Here is a 19,428-nt window from a genome sequence, read left to right as displayed (position 1 = left end):
AAACTATTTGCTCATCAGTTTGTTCAATATTACAGCGGTCGTCTTGGCATCCTGCACGCTCATGGCATCCAATATTCCGGACCGGGTAGCGTCTTCTACGGATTGCAGGATCGTCAATACCTTATCCGGCGATATTTTGTAGGTCGACAGCAGCAAGTTGGCTGCGCTCTTGGCAGGCATGCTGGCAAAGGTTTGACTAATCTGCGCCTTATCGAGTCCTGCGGTATTCGTTGATTGCTTCTCCCCCGCATCCTTGTCCAGCCGCGACTGTAAAGCCGCAATGGCCAGTTCGCTGGAGGACACCGCATCCTTCAGCTTCATGCTTACGTCGGCTGCAACCTTCGGATCCATCTTAGCCAAAATCGCCGTCCGGTTATCGTTTTTCATGGCGCTAAGGAGCTGCACCATTTCTTCGGTAGTCATATTCTGCAGAATCGGAGCAGCCTTGCTCGGACTCATATCCGCATACATTTTCGCGAGGTCCTTGATTTGCTTCTCATAAGGATCTTCTTGACCTTCATTCCCGTCCGCCGATGAATCCGCTTCGGATTTTTGCGCCGACTCCAGCTGGTCCTGCACGCTTTTCAGCTTTTGATCCTGCTGCGCTTTTTCTTCCCTGGCTTTTTGAAGATTGGCATCTTTGGCAGCCAATTGGCTTTTCAGCTCGTCAATCGTGGCCTTAGCGCTTTTAACCTGATCTTTAGCATCCTGCAGCTTCGTCTTCTCCGGATCTTTAACCGGGTCAGGCACCCAGTTCTTCACGACCGGTATCTTGTTGGCGAATTCCATCATGTTGTTTCGTATATCTACATTAAATAAGGTAAGAAGGACCCCGATCAGGACAATCGTAAAAATGATGGGTATCATGAAAAACAGAAACCTCTCAAATCCTCCTGCGGACTCCTTTTCCACCTCAAAATCATTCTCTGCCAAAACTCTTCCACCCCCGAGGCAACCGCTTGATCTCCATCCGGCTCCGTCTATCTCGCTTTCATCGCGAACCTTACCGTTGCCATTTCATCCAGTTCGCTTTGTTCCCTCAGGAGCATGCTTTTCTGAAAGGAACTCTTTGCTTTATCCCTTGATTTGAGCCAAACCTTTTCGTCGAGCACCTTATGCGACAGCTGACTTTTTTTCAATTCCACTTCCGCGTTCGCCTGGTGCACATCGGTATGCTTCCGCTCAATGCATTGTTCCAGATGCTCAACATACATTTGATATTCGCGAATTTTCGAAACCGGGGCTCTTTGCTCGGCAGCCAGCTGCAGCTGGTTTGCCATGCGTTCCCTGTTATCCAGCAGTTCACCAAGGGATTTTTCCTCGGCCTGCAGAACTCCGATAGCGCTGGAGAGCATCCACTCTGCCTGCGTTTTCTCGTTGGTTTTCAAGTCCACGATTTTTTGGAATGCGTACTTAAATCTCATTCTTCAGGTTCATCTCCTCGAAAATTCGGAAATCAAACGTTGCTGCACCTGTTCCAGTGTTACTTTCTCATTCACCTTTTGCTTCGTAAAATCCCAAATATGCTGTATTTGTTCAATGGATTCATCGATCTGCTCGTTCGAACCCTTTTGGTACGCGCCTATATTGATCAGATCCTCCGAATCGCGATATACCGCCATCAGGCGTTTCAAGTTGTCGGCCGCTTCGATCTGCTCCTCCGGAGCGATATCCTTCATCACGCGGCTGATGCTTGCAAGGACGTCGATGGCTGGAAAATGACCTTTATTGGCAATGTTCCGGTCCAGCACGATGTGTCCGTCCAATATGCCCCGCACCGCATCGGCGATCGGCTCGTTCATATCGTCGCCGTCCACCAGCACCGTATAAAATGCGGTAATCGAACCTGTCGGCCCTGTTCCGGCCCGTTCCAGCAGCTTCGGCAGACTGGCGAATACGGACGGTGTATAGCCTCTCATCGCAGGCGGCTCGCCGACAGCCAGTCCCACCTCGCGCTGTGCCATGGCGTAACGCGTTACCGAGTCCATCATCAGCATGACATTCATGCCCCGGTCTCGGAAGTATTCCGCGATGGTCGTTGCAATCAAGGCCCCTTTAATTCGAACCAGCGCAGGCTGATCCGAAGTGGCTACAATCACGACGGAACGCTGCAGCCCTTCCGGTCCGAGATCCCGTTCAATGAAATCCAGCACTTCGCGGCCCCGTTCGCCGATTAAGGCGATCACATTGACGTCGGCGGAAGTATTTCTGGCGATCATTCCCATCAGGGTACTTTTCCCCACCCCGGAACCTGCGAAAATGCCGACCCGTTGTCCTTTGCCGATCGTCAGCAGTCCATCGATAGCTCTGACACCAATACTGATCGGTTCTTTGACGCGCGGCCGATTCAATGGATTGGAAGGCTCGTTGTAAGTCGAGCTGTAGGGCATCCGCGTCGGAACGAGCGACCCGTCAAGCGGTTGACCGAGGCCGTCCAGCACTTTCCCGAGCAATTCGGAACCGACTTGAACGCTTAACGGTTTTCCTGTACCCACGACATCGCAGCCCGGACCAATCGATTGAAGCTCTCCGAGCGGCATCAACAGCACTTTGTTGTCCCGAAACCCGACCACCTCGGCTTGAAGCGGCTTGGCGCTTTTCGTGGGGTAAATGTAGCATACGTCCCCCACACTGGCGTCCGGCCCCTCGGATTCCACCATCAGCCCGATGACCTGGGTAACCTTCCCGTTCACTCTCACCGGATCCAGGTTACGCAGGTGCTCCTTGTATCTTCCGCTGTTAAGCATCTTCATCCTGGTTACTCCGCTCCTCGTCATCCAGCGCAATCCGGATCAGTTCCTTTTTGATCTCCGTCAATTGCGTATCGATCCTTGCATCCACGCTGCCGAACGAAGACCGGATGACGCAGCCGCGATCTTGAACGGTAGAGTCAGGCAATATTTGCAGCTCAGCCTGCGAATCGATCGCTGCCCCAAGCTCCTCCCGGGCCGCCTGTACGAACGCGAAATGCTTCGGCGCAACGCACAACGTGATGATGCCTTGTTCCCGCTTGCGCAGCAAATTGTTCTTGATCAGGTCGACCACGTACCCGGATTCGAGAGTAAGCTGCTTATCGATTACCTTCTCGGCAATTGCGCAGCTCAGGTCGACCAGGAAAGGTTCGGCCTCCTGAATAATCTGTTCCTTCATTAAATAGGCCTGCTTCAGGACCGTTTGGGCCTCTTCCATCATCTGCGTTATTTGTTCCTGCAAATCTGCCATCGCTCGTTCGGAGCCTTCACGATAACCCGTATCGTAACCCTCGGATTTTACAGCCTCCACCAGGTGTTCATCCTGCAGCCGCCGTTCCTGCCACCAGCTATCGATTTGCTCTTTGGCATCATTCAATATGCTTTCAGCTTGATCGGAAGCCTCTCGCACCTGTCGTTCAGCGAATTCTCGCGCATCCTCGAGCATCTCTTTGCTGAGCCGTTTGGATTCTTGGTCGGCTTCAATCTTCCGGAGCTCCTCCACGTTTTCTTCTCCCGCATCCTCAGTCGATTCGAGAGAAACGTAACGATGGCCCAAATCCAGCTTTTTAAGCATTTCTACGGGCACATATTGGGAAGATTTAATCAAATTAGACAATGATGTCATCCCCTCCGCCACGAGCGATAATAATCTCACCGGCTTCTTCCAATCTGCGGATCGTACCTACGATGCGGGTTTGAGCTTCTTCCACATCACGCAGCCGTACCGGACCCATGTACTCCATTTCTTCTTTGAATGTCTCGGACATACGCTTCGACATATTGCGGAAAATGACATCCCGCACTTCCTCGCTTGCCACCTTGAGGGCAAGCTGCAGATCCGCGCTTTCCACGTCGCGGATAATCCGCTGAATGGAACGGTTGTCCACGTTGACGATATCCTCGAAAACGAACATCCGTTTCTTGATCTCTTCGGCAAGCTCCGGATCCTGAATTTCGAGCGAATCGAGGATCGTGCGCTCCGTCCCCCGGTCGACGCCGTTCAATATCTGAACGATCGATTCGATGCCGCCTGCATTCGTGTAATCCTGCGTAACCGTTGCAGACAGCTTTTGTTCGAGCACCTTTTCAACCTGCGATATGACTTCAGGCGAAGTGCTGTCCATAACAGCAATCCTTCTCGCTACATCCGCCTGCTTGTCCTGAGGGAGCGAAGACAGGATCGCTGCCGCTTGTTCAAACTGCAAATAGGATAGGACGAGGGCAATGGTTTGCGCATTCTCGTTCTGGATAAAATTCAAAATCTGGTTCGGGTCCGCTTTGCGGGCAAAGTCAAACGGTCGAACTTGCAGCGTTGCCGTCAACCTGTTGATAACTTCGATAGCCTTTTGCGACCCGAGCGCTTTTTCCAATATTTCTTTGGCGTAGTTAATGCCGCCCTGCGATATATATTCCTGAGCCAGGCAGATCTGATGGAACTCTGACAGGATCATCTCTTTTTCGACGCTGTCCACTTTACGGACGTTCGCAATTTCCAAAGTCAGCTGTTCGATCTCTTCATCCCGGAGATGCTTGAAAATTTGCGCCGATACTTCCGGCCCCAGGGTAATCAGCAGAATCGCCGCTTTTTGCCTCCCGCTGAGGCCCTGGCTGTTTGGTTTTACCAATGGATTCACCTCTACCTCTATTCGTCAGCAAGCCATGTGCGCAGCAGATTGACAAACTCATCCGGCTTTTTCTTGGCCAGCGTTTCAAGCTGCTTGCGCACCTGACTTTCGTTCGTCAAGCTTTCCATATTAATGGATGGGAACTCTGTCGGAGCCGGCAGCGGAAGATCCTCTTCCAGTTCTTCTTTCTGTTTGCGTCGGCGGAATATCAGGAAAGCACCGCCTGCGAGCAGAGCGAGTGCGGCGAGGCCGATGCCCCACAGAACTCCTTTGGAAAGATTCAAACCTTTCGTTTCGGTCGTTTCTCCACTAAATGGTTGCGAATACACCGAAACTTTTTTAGCTAGGTCAGCGTCTGTATATGTAGCACCTGTATCTGCGAGAGACGCTCTGACAATATTGACCAAAATATTTTGAATGGCGTCCTTTGTTGCTTGATCTACCGTTTTTTGTCCGGTAGGTGGTTCAACCGCCACATTAATGGTTAAATCTTTTACAGAATACGGACTGGAAATAATATCCCGCGTTATGTGATTCACTTCGTAGTTCACTGTCTTGGACAAATCCTCGGAAGTCACATCGCCTGTTGATGAACCACTTGGATAGGTTGGTACCTGCGTCTGTCCTGTACCCGCCACTCCGCTGTCCGGATTCGCTTTTCCTGTATAATTCTTGGAAATTTCCTGTACGCTGATCTCGATGCCCTTCATGTTCTCGGCATCTACCGGCGTTACCATGTTTTCTTTGCTTTGCATTTTATCGAAATTCAATTTGGATACAACCAGCACATCGACCTTATTCGGGCCCATGAATTGTCCCAAGAATTGTCTGACGTTCTGACGCACTTCATTCTCGAATTTCTTTTGCAGCGCGAAGTTCTCTTCCACGGAACTGCTGAGCGTTCCCTGTCCGCCTCTGGAGGACGGCAGCAGCTCGGTGTCGCCTTCCATCATCGTGATGTTCTCAATGGGCAAATTCGGCACGGCCGTTTTGACGAGATTGAAATACCCATCGATCGTTTCCTGATTCGGATGATATCCCGGCTTGAATTTAAGCACGACGGAAGCATTCCCTTTTTCCTGGTCTTCCGCCCCGGCAAACACGCTTTCCTTCGGCAACGTGACGAGCACCTTCGCTTCCGAGATGCCGTTCATTCGCGTCAGGAGCTGCTGAACTTCCCCGTTCAAAGCATTGTTGTATTTGACATTAAACTCGCTGTCCGTCGTACCGATGGAAGAAGAAGTGTCAAATGCGCCGAATCCGATCGATCCGTTCTGGACAATCCCTTGTGAGCCTACATCAACCTTTATGCGGGCAGCTTGCGTACTCGGTACAGAGATCGTTTTACCATCGGAACCCAGCTTATACGGAATGTTATTCGTATCCAGGTAGTTCATGATGCCTGCAGAGTCGCTTGAGTTCAAATCCTTGAACGCGACCTCATATTCCGTTTTGGAAAGCTGCATGGTCAGCACCACAATAGCAATGATGATTAAAGCCAGTGTTGAGAAAAATATTGTTTTTTGTTTTTTGCTGAACTGATTCCAATATTGGACGATCTTGTCCTTATATTGGGCGATTCTTTCATTCACAACGTCACCCACCCTACCCGAATCTTAGCAATCTACGGTTATACTTGCGTACGCATGATTTCCTGATAGGCTTCAATAGCCTTATTGCGGATTTGAGACGTAAGCTGCAGACTCAAAAGCGCTTTTTCACCGGAAATCATGACCTGGTCAACATCGACTTGCCCGAGCATGAATTTGTTGCTCATATCCTTGGACGCTTGTTCCTGTTCGGCGATTTGATTGATGGCATCTTCCAGGTAAGAACCGAACTTGCTAAGAGACTCCGAAGGTGTTGATGCGCTGCTTTGAGCACCCTCCAGCATTTTCAGCGGCTGTACTGCCTGAGTGGAAAACATGGTGTTTTGAATCATCAATGTCCCTCCTTACATATTTTTATTTCAAATTACTGAACCTATTTACCTATTTCCAGGGCTTTCATGACCATGGCCTTCGAAGCATTCATTGCCGTGACGTTAGCGTTATAGGAGTGCGAGGCAGCGATCATGTCCACCATTTCTTTGGTCAAGTCGACATTCGGCATGTATACATACCCTTCTGCATCGGCATCCGGATGATTCGGATTATACACCGGCTTAAAAGCCGTAGAGTCCTCTTGAATGGAAGTTACTTTTACGCCGCGTGCAGACGTTGAGTCTTCTCCGTTCATTTTAGCCTGAAGCATGTTAGCAAAATTTGACTCATTCGGAGAAAAAACGACCATCTTGCGCCGGTAAGGGACCGCTTGTCCGTTTACCACTGACGCTCTTGTCGTTTCCGCGTTGGCTATATTGGAAGAGATGACGTCCATTCGAAGACGCTGCGCAGTTAAGCCTGAGGCGCTGATACCAAAGCTGCTGTTCAAATTCATTCCCGTTTATCTCCCTTCTACCGCGACGCGCATCATCTTAATCTGCTCGTTGATTTGTTGAATGTAAGAGTTGTACTGGATTTGATTCGCTGCCAGATTGGCCATTTCACTGTCGACATCCACATTATTGAGGTTATTGTTCATCGTTGTGGATTGGTCTACCGAAACGACAGGACCCGGTATAGAACTTGTAGGACCTATGACAAAGTGTTTGGGATTGGTGACCTTCCCTCGCAACTGGGGCATGCTGCCATTCATTTCCTGCTGCAGCAAGTTTTCAAACGACACATCGGACCTTTTAAAGTATGGCGTTTCTTCATTGGCAATATTGTTGGAAATGACGCTCTGCCTGAGGTTTGCCGCTTGCAGGCCAGCCTCCATGCGTTGAAAACTGGTACTGTTCAAGAGATCCATATTGCTGTCCCCCTTTTCCATATTTTATTTAAGAGATTTAACAATACCGTTTTCCCGATTTCTTGTTTTTTTCGACAAAAGTAATCAAAAAAATCAAAATTTCTAGGACTTAAGTAGAAAATTTTACTAACTTGTCGTATATCCTAAGTTTCTTAGAGATTGGACTATATTACAATAAGAAAAAAGCCCTATCTTTTTGTCAAAAGGAGGGCTTTTTTCTTATTTTATGTTAAGATATTCCTAAAACTGCTCCGGATAAGGGATCAGAGGTTCATATCAATCTTGCGCATCGCCACTTTTCGTCAAAATCAATCTTGATTGGTCCCGGTTTTTCGGATTTGCGAAAGGAAAAAATGCGAGCCCCTTCCATTCATTCAAAAATGATTCTAATTTACCTACTTAATAGCTAAATAACCCGATCAGAATATATGCCATTTAGGCTTCCGACCGGGTTATTTTCACTTTTGCAATGTAATCGGGATAAACTGTGACAACAGTCATCGGTATTGGTGTGATTAAAGAATATACTGGCTTAAATCACGGTCCTGAGCGATTCCTGCGAGCTTCTCACGGACATACTCCGGGGTAATCGACATTTGTTCCAGTGTCAGCTCCGGGGCTTCAAATGAAAGGTCCTCAAGCAGCTTCTCCAGGATCGTATGCAGCCTGCGGGCGCCAATATTCTCCATATTGTCATTTACCGACGCGGCAATCTTGGCGATTTCCCGGATAGCCTCGGGCGAGAAGTCAATTTCGATGTTCTCGGTTTTGAGCAAATCTTTATACTGCTTCGTAATCGCATTTTTCGGCTCTGTCAGGATCGACACGAAATCGTCCAGCGAAAGGCTGTTCAATTCGACGCGAATCGGGAAACGTCCCTGAAGTTCAGGGATGAGATCCGAAGGCTTCGCGATATGAAATGCCCCCGCAGCGATAAACAGAATGAAATCTGTCTTTACAGGGCCATATTTGGTCATGACCGTTGATCCTTCGACGATTGGCAGAATATCCCTCTGCACGCCTTCTCTGGATACGTCAGGGCCTGATCCCTTGCCCTGGCTCGCCACCTTGTCGATCTCGTCGATGAATATGATTCCGGACTGCTCGGCACGGGTGATGGATTCGGCAATCACGTCATCCATGTCGATCAGCTTCGTCGCCTCTTCCTGTGTCAGCACCTTGCGCGCTTCCTTGATCGGCAGCTTCCGTTTTTTGGTCCGTTTGGGAAGCAGGCTTCCGAACATCTCCTGCATATTCATGCCCATTTGGTCATTGCCTTGACCCGCCAGCATATCCATCATGTTCGGCGTGGTGTCCTCCACGTCGATCTCGATCAGGTCATCCTCCATGCTGCCTGAAAGCAGCTTGAATTTGACCTGGCGCCGGCGCTCGACAATGCCCGTATCCTGCTCTTTGTCTTCTTCCGGTTCCTGCTGATGGTTGTTCCCGCCTCCAAAAATCATTTCGAACGGATTCCGCTGGTTTTTGTTCTTGCCGCTTGGTGGGACGAGGATCTGCACGATGCGATCGTTCGCCAGCTCCTCAGCGCGGTCCTTCACTTTTTCCGTGCGTTCCGATTTCACCATCCGAATGGACGTTTCGATCAGATCGCGGACCATCGATTCCACATCACGGCCGACATAGCCGACCTCGGTGAATTTTGTCGCCTCGATCTTGACGAAAGGCGCGTTAACCAGCTTCGCCAGACGTCTGGCGATTTCAGTCTTGCCTACGCCGGTAGGTCCTATCATTAGAATATTTTTCGGAACAATTTCATCGCGGTCCTCTTCCGGAAGAAGATTCCGCCGATAACGGTTGCGCAGCGCAACGGCCACGGATTTCTTAGCCTGTTTTTGACCGACGATATATTTATCCAATTCGGCGACTACCTGTCTCGGAGTCAAGTTTTGGTTATCCATATGCATCCCCCTTTTACAGCTCTTCCACGATGATGTTGCCGTTGGTGTAAACGCAAATTTCGGAAGCAATGGTCAGGGCCTCGCGAGCGATATCCTTCGCTTCAAGGTCTTGGACATGGCGTTTGAGCGCACGTGCCGCAGACAACGCGAAATTGCCTCCGGATCCGATCGCCAGAACATCGTCATCAGGCTCGATAATTTCCCCGCCGCCGGAAATCAGCAGCATGCCGCTCTTGTCCATCACGATCATCAGAGCCTCCAGCTTGCGCAGGACGCGGTCCGAACGCCAATCTTTGGCCAGCTCGACAGCAGCCCGCTGCAAATTGCCGTGATGCTCCTCCAGCTTGCCTTCGAATTTTTCAAACAGCGTAATAGCATCGGCTACAGATCCGGCAAAGCCGGCTACAACCTGTCCTCTGTAGAGCCTGCGCACTTTTTTCGCCGTCGTCTTCATTATCATATTTTCTCCGAACGTCACCTGGCCGTCGCCGGCAATGGCTGCTTTACCATTGTGGCGTACGGCGCAAATCGTCGTCGCGTGGAATGACATCTCCATACCCGTCAAGCCCCCTAGTCTAGACTTCCTGCTTGTGTTTTCGCTGCGCCAAAGGTTTCGACAAACTTACCGATACTGGCCAGCGCGCGGTTAGCGAGTGCCTCATTCTTTTCTTTTTTGTTGCGAATTTTCTTCTCGAGCCCGGGCAGCAGACCGAAGTTTGCATTCATCGGTTGAAAGTGTGCGGGGTCGGCGTGCGTAACATAGTGAGCCATGCTTCCAATCGTACTGGTTTCCGGAAGAACTACCAATTCCTCTCCCTTAGCCATTCTAGCCGCATTAATGCCGGCTATAAGCCCGGATGCGGCGGATTCGACATATCCTTCCACCCCTGTCATTTGCCCGGCGAAAAACAGGTTCTCATTCGTTTTGAGCTGATATGTAGGCTCCAGCAGACGCGGCGAATTAATAAACGTGTTCCGGTGCATGACGCCATAGCGAACGTACTCCGCGTTTTCCAGGCCTGGAATCATTGAAAATACGCGTTTCTGCTCTCCCCATTTCAGGTGTGTCTGGAACCCAACGAGATTGTACAGCGTCCCCGCCGCATTATCCTGACGAAGCTGAACGACGGCATAAGGCAGCGTGCCTGTGTGCGGATTCATTAAGCCGACAGGCTTCATCGGGCCGAAAAGGGCCGTTTGCTTTCCTCGTTTCATCATGACCTCGATCGGCATGCAGCCTTCGAAATAAACCTCTTTTTCGAATTCTTTAAGCTGCGCCACTTCAGCCGTTACGAGAGCATCATAAAACGCATTAAACTCTTCTTCGTTCATCGGACAGTTTAAGTAAGCCGCTTCTCCCTTGTCATAGCGCGAAGCCAAATATACCTTGCTCATATCGATGGAGTCTTTTTCGACGATCGGGGCTGCCGCATCGTAAAAATAGAAATACTCCTCTCCCATCAACGCTTTAATCTCTGCGGAGAGAGAAGGTGAAGTCAGAGGTCCGGTCGCAATGACAACAATCCCATCTTCAGGTATATGCTGAATTTCTTCATTTACGACCTCAATCAGCGGATGATTGTGAAGAATGTTCGTGATATCTCCGGAAAACCCGTCGCGGTCTACCGCCAGCGCACCGCCGGCAGGAACCGCATTTTTATCGGCCGACTTCAGAATGATGGAATCCAGCATCCGCATTTCTTCTTTAAGGACCCCAACCGCATTCGTCAGGCCGTTCGCCCGGAGAGAGTTGGTGCATACCAGTTCGGCAAACTTGTCCGTATGATGTGCCGGTGTTTTGACGACAGGGCGCATTTCATATAATTTCACGGGAACGCCGCGGCTCGCGATCTGCCAGGCAGCTTCGCTGCCCGCCAGACCGGCGCCGATGACGGTTACCTTTTTTGTTTCAGTCAACTTGATTACCTCCTACGCTTCATGCAACATGCTGTTATACAATCTCGTCATTGTCTTCGTTCTCTTCAATTTCCTCTACATGGTCGCAGGATGTGCACTGAAGCCTTGCTCCCTGCTTATTCCGCTTCTCCACCATCCAATTGCCGCATTTCGGGCAAGGCTTGCTGGACGGACGGTCCCATGATACAAAATCACATTCCGGATACCGGTCGCAGCCGTAAAAAATACGTCCCTTTTTGCTTCGGCGCTCCACGACATGTCCCTCTTTGCATTTCGGGCATGTCACGCCGATATCCTTGACAATCGGTTTCGTATTGCGGCAGTCCGGAAAACCGGAGCAGGCAAGGAACTTGCCAAAGCGGCCGAGCTTATAAACCATAGGCTTGCCGCATTTGTCGCACATCTCATCCGAAACCTCATCTGCGATCTCAATTTCTTTCATTTCCTCCTCGGCGACCTCAAGCCGCTTCTCAAAGGAGGCGTAAAATTCCTTCAAAACCTTGACCCAGTCTTCCGAGCCTTCTTCCACATGGTCGAGATCTTCCTCCATATGCGCGGTAAACTCGGCATCCAGAATTTCAGGGAAAAACTGCTCCATCTGCTCTATAATGAGCTCTCCAAGCTCCGTCGGAACGAACTTTTTCTCCTCGATCGCAACGTAACCACGCTTCTGGATCGTTTCCAGCGTCGGAGCATACGTACTCGGCCGGCCAATCCCGAGCTCCTCCATCGTGCGAACAAGTCTTGCCTCGGTGTAGCGCGGAGGCGGCTGGGTAAAATGCTGCTTCGGATCGATCTCTTCCTTCTTCAGCTTATCCCCCGGTGCGAGCGCAGGCAGAAATTTTTCTTCCTCCGTCGTTCCGTCATCGTTTCCTTCGACGTACACCTTCATGAAGCCGGGGAAGCGAACTTTCGAGCCGGTCGCCCGGAATACGGCGCTTCCTGCTGCGATGTCGACCGACAGGGTATCCAGGACGGCCGAGGACATCTGGCTCGCCACAAAACGCTCCCAGACCAGCTTATATAATCTGAACTGGTCACGGCTCATAAAGGACTTCACGGATTCCGGATCACGAAGCACCGAGGTTGGACGAATCGCTTCGTGCGCATCCTGGGCGTTCGCCGCTTTCTTCGAATATTCGCGAGGGCTTTCGGGTACGAACGCATCGCCGAATTTCCCGTTGATATACTCTTTCGCTTCTTCCTGGGCGGAGGCGGCAATACGGGTGGAATCGGTACGCATATAGGTGATGAGACCAACCGTGCCTTCCTTGCCAAGCTCGACGCCTTCATACAATTGCTGGGCCACGGACATCGTTTTTGCCGCACGGAAGTTCAGTTTGCGGGCTGCCTCCTGCTGCAGTGAACTCGTCGTAAACGGCGGCGACGGATGCCGCTGGCGTTCCTTCTCCTTCACTTCAGCCACTTTGAATGTCGCGCCTTTGATGGCTTTCAAGACTTCCTCGACATCCGCTTCTTTGTTCAGCTCTTTTTTCTGCCCGTCCAGCTGGGTGAATTTGGCTTCAAATACCGAGCTGCCCTTGGCCAGCTTGGCCGTGATGGACCAGTATTCTTCGGGAACGAAAGCGTCGATCTCGTTCTCGCGATCCAGAATGATCTTGACCGCAACGGACTGAACGCGTCCCGCCGACAACCCTTTTTTGACTTTCTTCCATAATAGAGGGCTGATTTTATAACCCACGAGACGGTCGAGAATCCGCCGTGCCTGCTGGGCATTGACCAGATCCATATTAATTTTGCGCGGTGTCTTGAATGCATCCTTGACCGCCTGCTTCGTGATCTCATTGAACACGACCCGGCAGCTATCTGTGTTATCCAGTTCCAGGGCATGCGCCAAATGCCAGGCGATCGCCTCTCCCTCACGATCGGGGTCAGCTGCGAGATATACTTTTTTCACTTTTTTGCTGGCATCCTTCAATTCTTTTAACACGGACCCTTTGCCGCGGATCGTAATGTACTTTGGATTGAACTCGTTTTCTACTTCAACCCCGATTTGGCTCTTTGGCAAATCGCGAACATGGCCCATGGAAGCCTTTACGATAAATTTGCTGCCTAAATACTTGCCGATCGTCTTCGCCTTAGCGGGCGATTCCACGATCACCAGTGAATCAGCCATCGGTTCATCCTCCTCTCCAACATTGAAAAGCTTCATTAATACGTTTCTGTTATATCGTTTTATATATAGCACCAGGTAATTGGGTAATCTGCTTTTTTATGATTAAAGATAACAGAACTGAATGCAAATGTCCAAAATCCCACCGGCTGCGCTGCAGCAGCTCATCCAGCGTGAACGGTCCCTGCTCCAGTATATGGTATAGTCGCAGCTCATCCGTTGTCAAATGACCTTCTCCGCCCGCGGAGGCCTCATTTACCTGACGTTCCCTATTGTATGTATTGTTAAGCCCCTTTGGCAACCATGAATCATACTCCTCCAAAATGTCGGCAGCGCCGCAGACCATTTTCGCGCCTTGTCGAATCAGGTTCAAGGCGCCGCGGCTTTTGGGCGAAGTCACTTGTCCCGGAACCGCAAAAACATCCCGATCCGCATCCAGCGCAGCATCCGCCGTAATAAGCGACCCGCTGCGTTCATCCGCCTCCACAACAAGCGTTCCGAGCGACAGTCCGGCGATAATGCGGTTGCGCTGCGGAAACAGGCCGGGATGGAGCTTTGTGCCCGGCGGGTACTCGGTGAGAACCAAGCCTTTTTGAACCATTTTGGCATATAAAGCCCTGTTCTCCGGGGGATAGACGACATCCATGCCCGTCGCCATCACGGCGATCGTCCCTCCATCGCATGATAGCGCAGCTTCATGGCAAATACTGTCGATTCCTCTGGCCAGACCGCTTACGATGCTAAAACCTCCAGAACATAAACCTTGGGCCAGTTCTTCGCTCATCTTCCTTCCGTAGGCAGTCGGGACCCGGGTCCCGACCATCGCGATTGCGGGCTGCCTCAATAATCCGGTATCGCCTTTGGCATACAGGACTAACGGCGGATCGGGACTTTCTTTCAACAATTCGGGATAACTTTCATCCAAAATCGTCATGATTTGCATCCCCCAAGCCCTTTCTTCCTCCTGCTGCTTCATTGAATTCGCGTCTGCAGACAAATGCTGCGCAAGCCTCTCCGAAATTTCGATCGAAAAGCCAAGTCCCTCCCATTGTTCACAAGAAAATTGAAGAAGCTCTTCCGTCAATAAACCGTCCGCAATCAATCGTGCAATACTTCTCCGCCCCACCCCCGGGGTTTGATGCAACGCGATAAGCAGCATTCGCAGCTCCATTCGTGCTCACTCCTTTAATCGGAATTTTAACTACAACGCAAAAAAAGCAACCCTTTATTCCCTGAAGCAGGAAATAAAAGGTTGCTTACCTTTCAAGCTATCATAACCCGATACCGGATTAATGTGTCAAGCATTTATCCAGCATGCCGCGTTCTTCAAGAACACTGACCAGCGTGGAGCCCATTTCGGAAGGTGTCGGAGCGACTTTAATGCCGCATTCCTCCATTTTGGCGATTTTTTCTTTGGCTGTACCTTTGCCGCCGGAAATGATCGCACCTGCGTGGCCCATGCGTTTTCCCGGAGGAGCCGTTACGCCGCCGATAAAGCCCACGACGGGTTTCGTCATGTTATCGCGAATCCATTCGGCCGCTTCTTCTTCAGCCGTCCCGCCGATTTCGCCGATCATGATGACCGCATACGTGTTCGGATCTTCGTTGAAGCGTTTCAGCACATCAATGAATTCCGTGCCCTTCACAGGGTCGCCGCCGATGCCTACGGCAGTCGATTGGCCAATACCGCGGGTCGTCAGCTGATGAACGGCCTCATAAGTGAGGGTTCCGCTTCTGGATACGACGCCTACATGCCCCGGAGTATGAATGTATCCCGGCATGATTCCGATTTTGCATTCGCCCGGCGTGATGACGCCCGGACAGTTCGGTCCGATCAGGACCGTCTTTTTGCCTTCCATGTAGCGGGCAACCTTCACCATGTCCAGCACGGGAATGCCTTCCGTGATGCAGATGACCAGATCCATTTCAGCCTCAACGGCTTCCATGATCGAATCCGCCGCGAAAGCCGGCGGAACGTAGATAACGCTCGCGGTAGCGCCTGTCGCATTTTTGGCTTCAACAACGGTGTTGAAAACCGGAAGGCTGACGGAGCTGCCGTTTTCAAGCTCGATATCCACGGTTGTGCCGCCTTTGCCCGGGGAGGTACCTCCCACCATTTGCGTTCCGTAATCAAGGGCGCCTTTTGCATGGAAAAGGGCGGTTTTCCCGGTGATGCCCTGGGTAATCACTTTTGTATTTTTATCTACCAAAATACTCACGATTCGTTCACATCCCCTGTTCGATTTTAAAGGTACCTATTTTACGAGCGAAACGATTTTTTGCGCGCCGTCGGCCATGGAATCGGCAGGCACGATGTTCAGGCCGGATTCGGCCAGAATTTTCTTGCCCAGGTCCACGTTGGTTCCTTCCAGACGCACCACCAGCGGCCGTGTGAGGCCGAGCTGCTTCGCCGCTTCAACAACACCCTCAGCGATCACGTCGCAGCGCATGATTCCGCCAAAAATATTGACGAAAATGCCTTTAACCTGTTCGTCGGAGAGAATGATTTTGAAGGCTTCGGTTACCTTCTCTGTCGTCGCACCGCCCCCTACATCGAGGAAGTTGGCCGGGTCGCCGCCATAGTATTTGATAATATCCATCGTTGCCATGGCCAGGCCTGCGCCGTTAACCATGCAGCCGATGTTTCCGTCAAGAGCTATGTAGCTCAGGTCGTATTTGGATGCTTCGATTTCTTTTTCGTTCTCTTCGTCCAAATCGCGCAGTTCCTGAATGTCCTTATGGCGGAACAATGCATTGGAATCAAAGTTAAGCTTGGCATCCAGCGCCATGACGTTGCCGTCACCAGTTACAACCAGAGGGTTGATCTCAGCGATCGAACAATCTTTGTCCACAAAAGCTGTATAAAGGGCCAACATGAATTGAACGGCCTTATTTACCAGTTCTTTAGGAATGTTGATGGCAATCGCGAGTCTGCGGGCTTGGAATACCTGTAGTCCCACGGCCGGATCAACAACTTCTTTGAAAATTTTCTCGGGAGTCGCCGCAGCCACTTCCTCGATTTCCGTTCCGCCTTCTTCCGAGCCCATCAGCACGACGCGGCCGGTAGCACGGTCAACGACCACGCCCACATAGTACTCTTTGCGGATATCGCAGCCTTCTTCGATCAGGAGGCGTTTGACTTCTTTGCCTTCCGGACCGGTTTGATGCGTGACAAGCACTTTACCGAGGATTTCTTCGGCATATGCGCGTACTTCGTCAAGATTTTTGGCAACCTTAACGCCGCCCGCTTTGCCGCGACCGCCTGCATGAATTTGCGCTTTGACAACCGTAACCTGGCTGCCCAGCGATTTTGCGGCTTCCACAGCTTCTTCCACCGTATAGGCCACCTTTCCGTTCGGAACGGCAACTCCATACTGCTTCAATACCTGTTTTCCTTGATATTCATGGATATTCATTTACGGAATCCTCCTATCAACATGACTGCTACAAGGCGGGTCTCATCTCTTGGAAAATAATATAAACCCAAGCTATTGTATCATGTTTTTAAAACGCTTACCTTAACAAACTGTGTAAACATCGACAGCTTTTTGATATCGATATAATCCGTTTGAGAGAATACTTGGAATTTTATGTTAATTTTACTTTGGATTCAGCCGTTTTTCCGTCTCTTTGCACATTGATCTGATGCACCCTATCAAGCAGACCTCTGAATTCATTCAACAATCGGCTAAATTCATCCCCATTCATGCACACGTCATTTTGCATGGCCCCCGGGACATTTTTCGCCCGGTCCTTCAAGCGGAGTCCTTCATCCGTAAGTGTGATAATGACCTTCCGTTCGTCCTGCGCGGAGCGCTCCCGGTTGATCAGCCCGGCGGCTTGAAGCCTTTTCAAAAGGGGAGTCAGCGTCCCGGAGTCCAAAAACAGCGCTTCTCCGAGCTCCTTAACAGTACATTGTTCTTTCTCCCACAGCACCATCAGCACCAAATATTGTGAATACGTGACTCCCAGCTCATCCAGATACGGCTGGTACAGTTTCGTAATTTCTCGCGAGCATGCATAAACGGCAAAACACAACTGGTTTTCAAGTAGAAGCTGAGGAACGATTTCCTTGGATTTCATGTTACTCCATCACCTGCCTTCATTCGCTAATATTATCACAAGGAACATAAAATATTAAACAATCAACCTTTACGCACGCAATTGAATTGCCCGCTTCTTTTCTTTACATTACTACGATTATCTTTTTTTTAAACAAGCAACCATAAGAATAGCTTTAAACCGCAAAGATCACGGCCTAATTTTCTTGACAATTTGCTCTGCCAATCATACAATTTGTTCAAATTCATTCGCTGAAAATAAGGAAGCACCTTTTTTCGCCGGAAGCTAGGCGCTGTGAAAGCAGCTCACTTGATCCGAAGAGAAAGGGTGCTTTTTTAACTATGTACGGAAAAATGTACAGCGCATGTCTATACGGAATTGACGGCGTGTTGATCCAGGTCGAAGTCGACATTTCCAACGGGCTGCCTCAAACGTCCATCATCGGACTGCCGGATTCAGCCATACGCGAAGCCGTGGAGCGTGTCCGGGCCGGACTGAAAAACTGCGGCTTCACCTTCCCCCTGCAGCGGGTTACGATCAACCTGGCCCCTGCGGACCTCAGAAAAGAAGGCTCCGCTTTCGATCTGGCCATTGCCTTCGGTATTTTGTGCACGAGCGGGCAGCTCATGCTCCCCCAGAATGAAAAGCTGCTTCTGATTGGCGAGATGGCACTGGATGGAAGTCTCCGACCGGTGTCGGGGGTGCTGTCGATGGTCGACCGCGCCAAACGCGAAGGGTTCACTGCCGTTCTTCTGCCGACAGAAAATGCGGCGGAGGCGGGCCTGATCCAGGATATGAATATTTATGCAATTTCCCATCTGAAGGAATTGTTCGACTTAGGCGGACAGGATACGGATATGGCTCCCAAAGAAAAAGGCGGACCCCTCCGCATCGCTTCCTTCGCAGCACTCCGTTCAGGTTGCGTTCACACCGAGCAGGGACATGTGCCCCAAACCGACGATTATGCCGACGTGCTCGGCCAGCAGCATGTGAAGCGAGCCTTGACCATCGCCGCAGCTGGCATGCACAATATTATGCTCATGGGCCCGCCTGGCACCGGAAAAACGATGCTGATCAAGCGCCTGCCCACCATTCTTCCGCCCATGACGGAGCAGGAAGCACTGGAAACGACCAAAATATTCAGTGCGGCAGGCAAGCTTAAAGGACCCGCTGCGGGACTGATGCGCACCCGGCCTTTCCGTTCTCCGCATCATACGATCTCGGCTGGCGGGCTGATCGGGGGAGGCACGATCCCGAAGCCCGGCGAAGTCAGCCTGGCTCACCGGGGCATTCTTTTCCTTGACGAGCTCCCCGAGTTCAACCGGCAGGTGCTGGAGGTGCTGAGACAACCGCTTGAAGACAAGTCCGTCACCATCAGCAGGGCCAGGGCTGTGCACACCTTCCCTGCCAAATTCATGCTCGCAGCGTCGCTCAATCCTTGTCCGTGCGGTTATCTCGGAAGCGATCATCCGGGGCATTCATGTACCTGCAGTCCTGCAAGAATCGCTCAGTACCGTTCCAAAATCTCCGGACCGCTGCTAGACCGGATCGATCTTCAGGTCGATGTCCCGCGTCCGAAGGAATGGACGCGTGAGAAGTTCAGCCTCTCCTCCGCCGAGATGCGCGCACAGGTGCTTGATGCTCATGCAAGACAGATGCAGAGATACAGCCACCTCCCTCAAATCGGCTGGAACAGCGAGCTGTCAGGCAGCGCGCTCCGGCGATTTGCCAGATTGGATACGGGCACAGCCGACATGCTCCATCAGACGATCGAAGCGCTGGGGCTCAGCATGAGGGCCTATGATCGCATCTTGAAGCTTGCTCGCACAATTGCCGATTTGGACGGGCAGGAACCGATTCAATCCAATCATGTTGCCGAAGCCATTCAATATCGGAACCTCGATCGTCCGCAGCTGGAGACGTTTGCATAGCGCACACTTCCACCG

18 protein-coding genes are annotated in these 19,428 nt (G+C 51.0%); 1 reads left to right on the top strand and 17 read right to left on the bottom strand.

What is annotated here, in order from left to right; genetic code table 11:
- Nucleotides 1-3 precede the first annotated feature (3 nt).
- The 17 genes from ACTHPM_RS01520 to ACTHPM_RS01440 form a co-directional block, all read right to left on the bottom strand.
- A complete protein-coding gene (locus tag ACTHPM_RS01520; protein WP_440393426.1) occupies nucleotides 4-933 on the bottom strand; it encodes a MotE family protein in 930 nt (309 codons plus the stop codon).
- A 47-nt stretch (nucleotides 934-980) separates the two neighbouring features.
- The gene (gene fliJ, locus ACTHPM_RS01515; RefSeq protein WP_440393425.1) at nucleotides 981-1,424 is read right to left on the bottom strand and encodes a flagellar export protein FliJ; all 444 of its coding nucleotides are present in this window, start codon (nucleotides 1,422-1,424) and stop codon (nucleotides 981-983) included.
- Between the two features lie 9 nt (nucleotides 1,425-1,433).
- A complete protein-coding gene (fliI, locus tag ACTHPM_RS01510; RefSeq protein WP_440393424.1) occupies nucleotides 1,434-2,753 on the bottom strand; it encodes a flagellar protein export ATPase FliI in 1,320 nt (439 codons plus the stop codon).
- Nucleotides 2,740-3,588, bottom strand: a complete 849-nt coding sequence (locus ACTHPM_RS01505) for a FliH/SctL family protein (RefSeq protein WP_440393423.1) — start codon at nucleotides 3,586-3,588, stop codon at nucleotides 2,740-2,742. The genes fliI and ACTHPM_RS01505 overlap by 14 nt, the downstream gene beginning before the upstream one ends.
- Nucleotides 3,581-4,597 carry a flagellar motor switch protein FliG gene (fliG, locus tag ACTHPM_RS01500; protein WP_440393422.1) on the bottom strand — a complete coding sequence of 339 codons (1,017 nt, stop codon included), beginning with the start codon at nucleotides 4,595-4,597 and terminating at the stop codon, nucleotides 3,581-3,583. Before fliG ends, ACTHPM_RS01505 begins: the two co-directional genes overlap by 8 nt.
- 17 nt (nucleotides 4,598-4,614) lie before the next feature.
- Nucleotides 4,615-6,189, bottom strand: a complete 1,575-nt coding sequence (gene fliF / locus ACTHPM_RS01495; RefSeq protein ID WP_440393421.1) for a flagellar basal-body MS-ring/collar protein FliF — start codon at nucleotides 6,187-6,189, stop codon at nucleotides 4,615-4,617.
- Between the two features lie 38 nt (nucleotides 6,190-6,227).
- Complete coding sequence (fliE, locus tag ACTHPM_RS01490) at nucleotides 6,228-6,539, bottom strand: flagellar hook-basal body complex protein FliE (RefSeq protein ID WP_440393420.1); 312 nt, start codon at nucleotides 6,537-6,539, stop codon at nucleotides 6,228-6,230.
- A 41-nt stretch (nucleotides 6,540-6,580) separates the two neighbouring features.
- Nucleotides 6,581-7,036, bottom strand: coding sequence for a flagellar basal body rod protein FlgC (gene flgC / locus ACTHPM_RS01485; RefSeq protein WP_440393419.1), 456 nt, complete (start codon nucleotides 7,034-7,036; stop codon nucleotides 6,581-6,583).
- Between the two features lie 6 nt (nucleotides 7,037-7,042).
- Entirely contained in the window at nucleotides 7,043-7,450 is a 408-nt protein-coding gene (gene flgB, locus ACTHPM_RS01480) for a flagellar basal body rod protein FlgB (RefSeq protein WP_440393418.1), read from the bottom strand.
- Between the two features lie 515 nt (nucleotides 7,451-7,965).
- On the bottom strand, nucleotides 7,966-9,369 hold the full coding sequence (gene hslU / locus ACTHPM_RS01475; RefSeq protein WP_440393417.1) for an ATP-dependent protease ATPase subunit HslU: 1,404 nt from the start codon (nucleotides 9,367-9,369) through the stop codon (nucleotides 7,966-7,968).
- Nucleotides 9,370-9,382: 13 nt separating this feature from the next.
- Nucleotides 9,383-9,925, bottom strand: coding sequence for an ATP-dependent protease subunit HslV (gene hslV / locus ACTHPM_RS01470; protein WP_440393416.1), 543 nt, complete (start codon nucleotides 9,923-9,925; stop codon nucleotides 9,383-9,385).
- A 14-nt stretch (nucleotides 9,926-9,939) separates the two neighbouring features.
- Nucleotides 9,940-11,286: an FADH(2)-oxidizing methylenetetrahydrofolate--tRNA-(uracil(54)-C(5))-methyltransferase TrmFO gene (gene trmFO / locus ACTHPM_RS01465; RefSeq protein WP_440393415.1), complete on the bottom strand. Its 1,347-nt coding sequence runs from the start codon at nucleotides 11,284-11,286 to the stop codon at nucleotides 9,940-9,942.
- Nucleotides 11,287-11,320: 34 nt separating this feature from the next.
- A complete protein-coding gene (gene topA / locus ACTHPM_RS01460) occupies nucleotides 11,321-13,423 on the bottom strand; it encodes a type I DNA topoisomerase (protein WP_440393414.1) in 2,103 nt (700 codons plus the stop codon).
- A gap of 49 nt (nucleotides 13,424-13,472) precedes the next feature.
- Nucleotides 13,473-14,591 carry a DNA-processing protein DprA gene (dprA, locus tag ACTHPM_RS01455; RefSeq protein WP_440393413.1) on the bottom strand — a complete coding sequence of 373 codons (1,119 nt, stop codon included), beginning with the start codon at nucleotides 14,589-14,591 and terminating at the stop codon, nucleotides 13,473-13,475.
- Between the two features lie 118 nt (nucleotides 14,592-14,709).
- A complete protein-coding gene (gene sucD, locus ACTHPM_RS01450) occupies nucleotides 14,710-15,639 on the bottom strand; it encodes a succinate--CoA ligase subunit alpha (RefSeq protein WP_440393412.1) in 930 nt (309 codons plus the stop codon).
- 36 nt (nucleotides 15,640-15,675) lie between these two features.
- Nucleotides 15,676-16,836 (bottom strand): ADP-forming succinate--CoA ligase subunit beta, encoded by a 1,161-nt coding sequence (gene sucC, locus ACTHPM_RS01445; protein ID WP_440393411.1) that lies wholly within the window; start codon nucleotides 16,834-16,836, stop codon nucleotides 15,676-15,678.
- 172 nt (nucleotides 16,837-17,008) lie between these two features.
- On the bottom strand, nucleotides 17,009-17,503 hold the full coding sequence (locus ACTHPM_RS01440; RefSeq protein ID WP_440393410.1) for a MarR family winged helix-turn-helix transcriptional regulator: 495 nt from the start codon (nucleotides 17,501-17,503) through the stop codon (nucleotides 17,009-17,011).
- A gap of 320 nt (nucleotides 17,504-17,823) precedes the next feature.
- Here ACTHPM_RS01440 and ACTHPM_RS01435 point away from each other — a divergent pair, with 320 nt between their 5' ends.
- Nucleotides 17,824-19,413: a YifB family Mg chelatase-like AAA ATPase gene (locus ACTHPM_RS01435; RefSeq protein WP_440393409.1), complete on the top strand. Its 1,590-nt coding sequence runs from the start codon at nucleotides 17,824-17,826 to the stop codon at nucleotides 19,411-19,413.
- The last annotated feature ends 15 nt before the right edge of the window (nucleotides 19,414-19,428 follow it).

This window comes from Paenibacillus sp. SAFN-054, from assembly GCF_051966755.1.
In the GTDB taxonomy this organism is placed as follows: domain Bacteria; phylum Bacillota; class Bacilli; order Paenibacillales; family Paenibacillaceae; genus Paenibacillus_AQ.
This window is presented reverse-complemented; position numbering and strand designations above follow the sequence as displayed.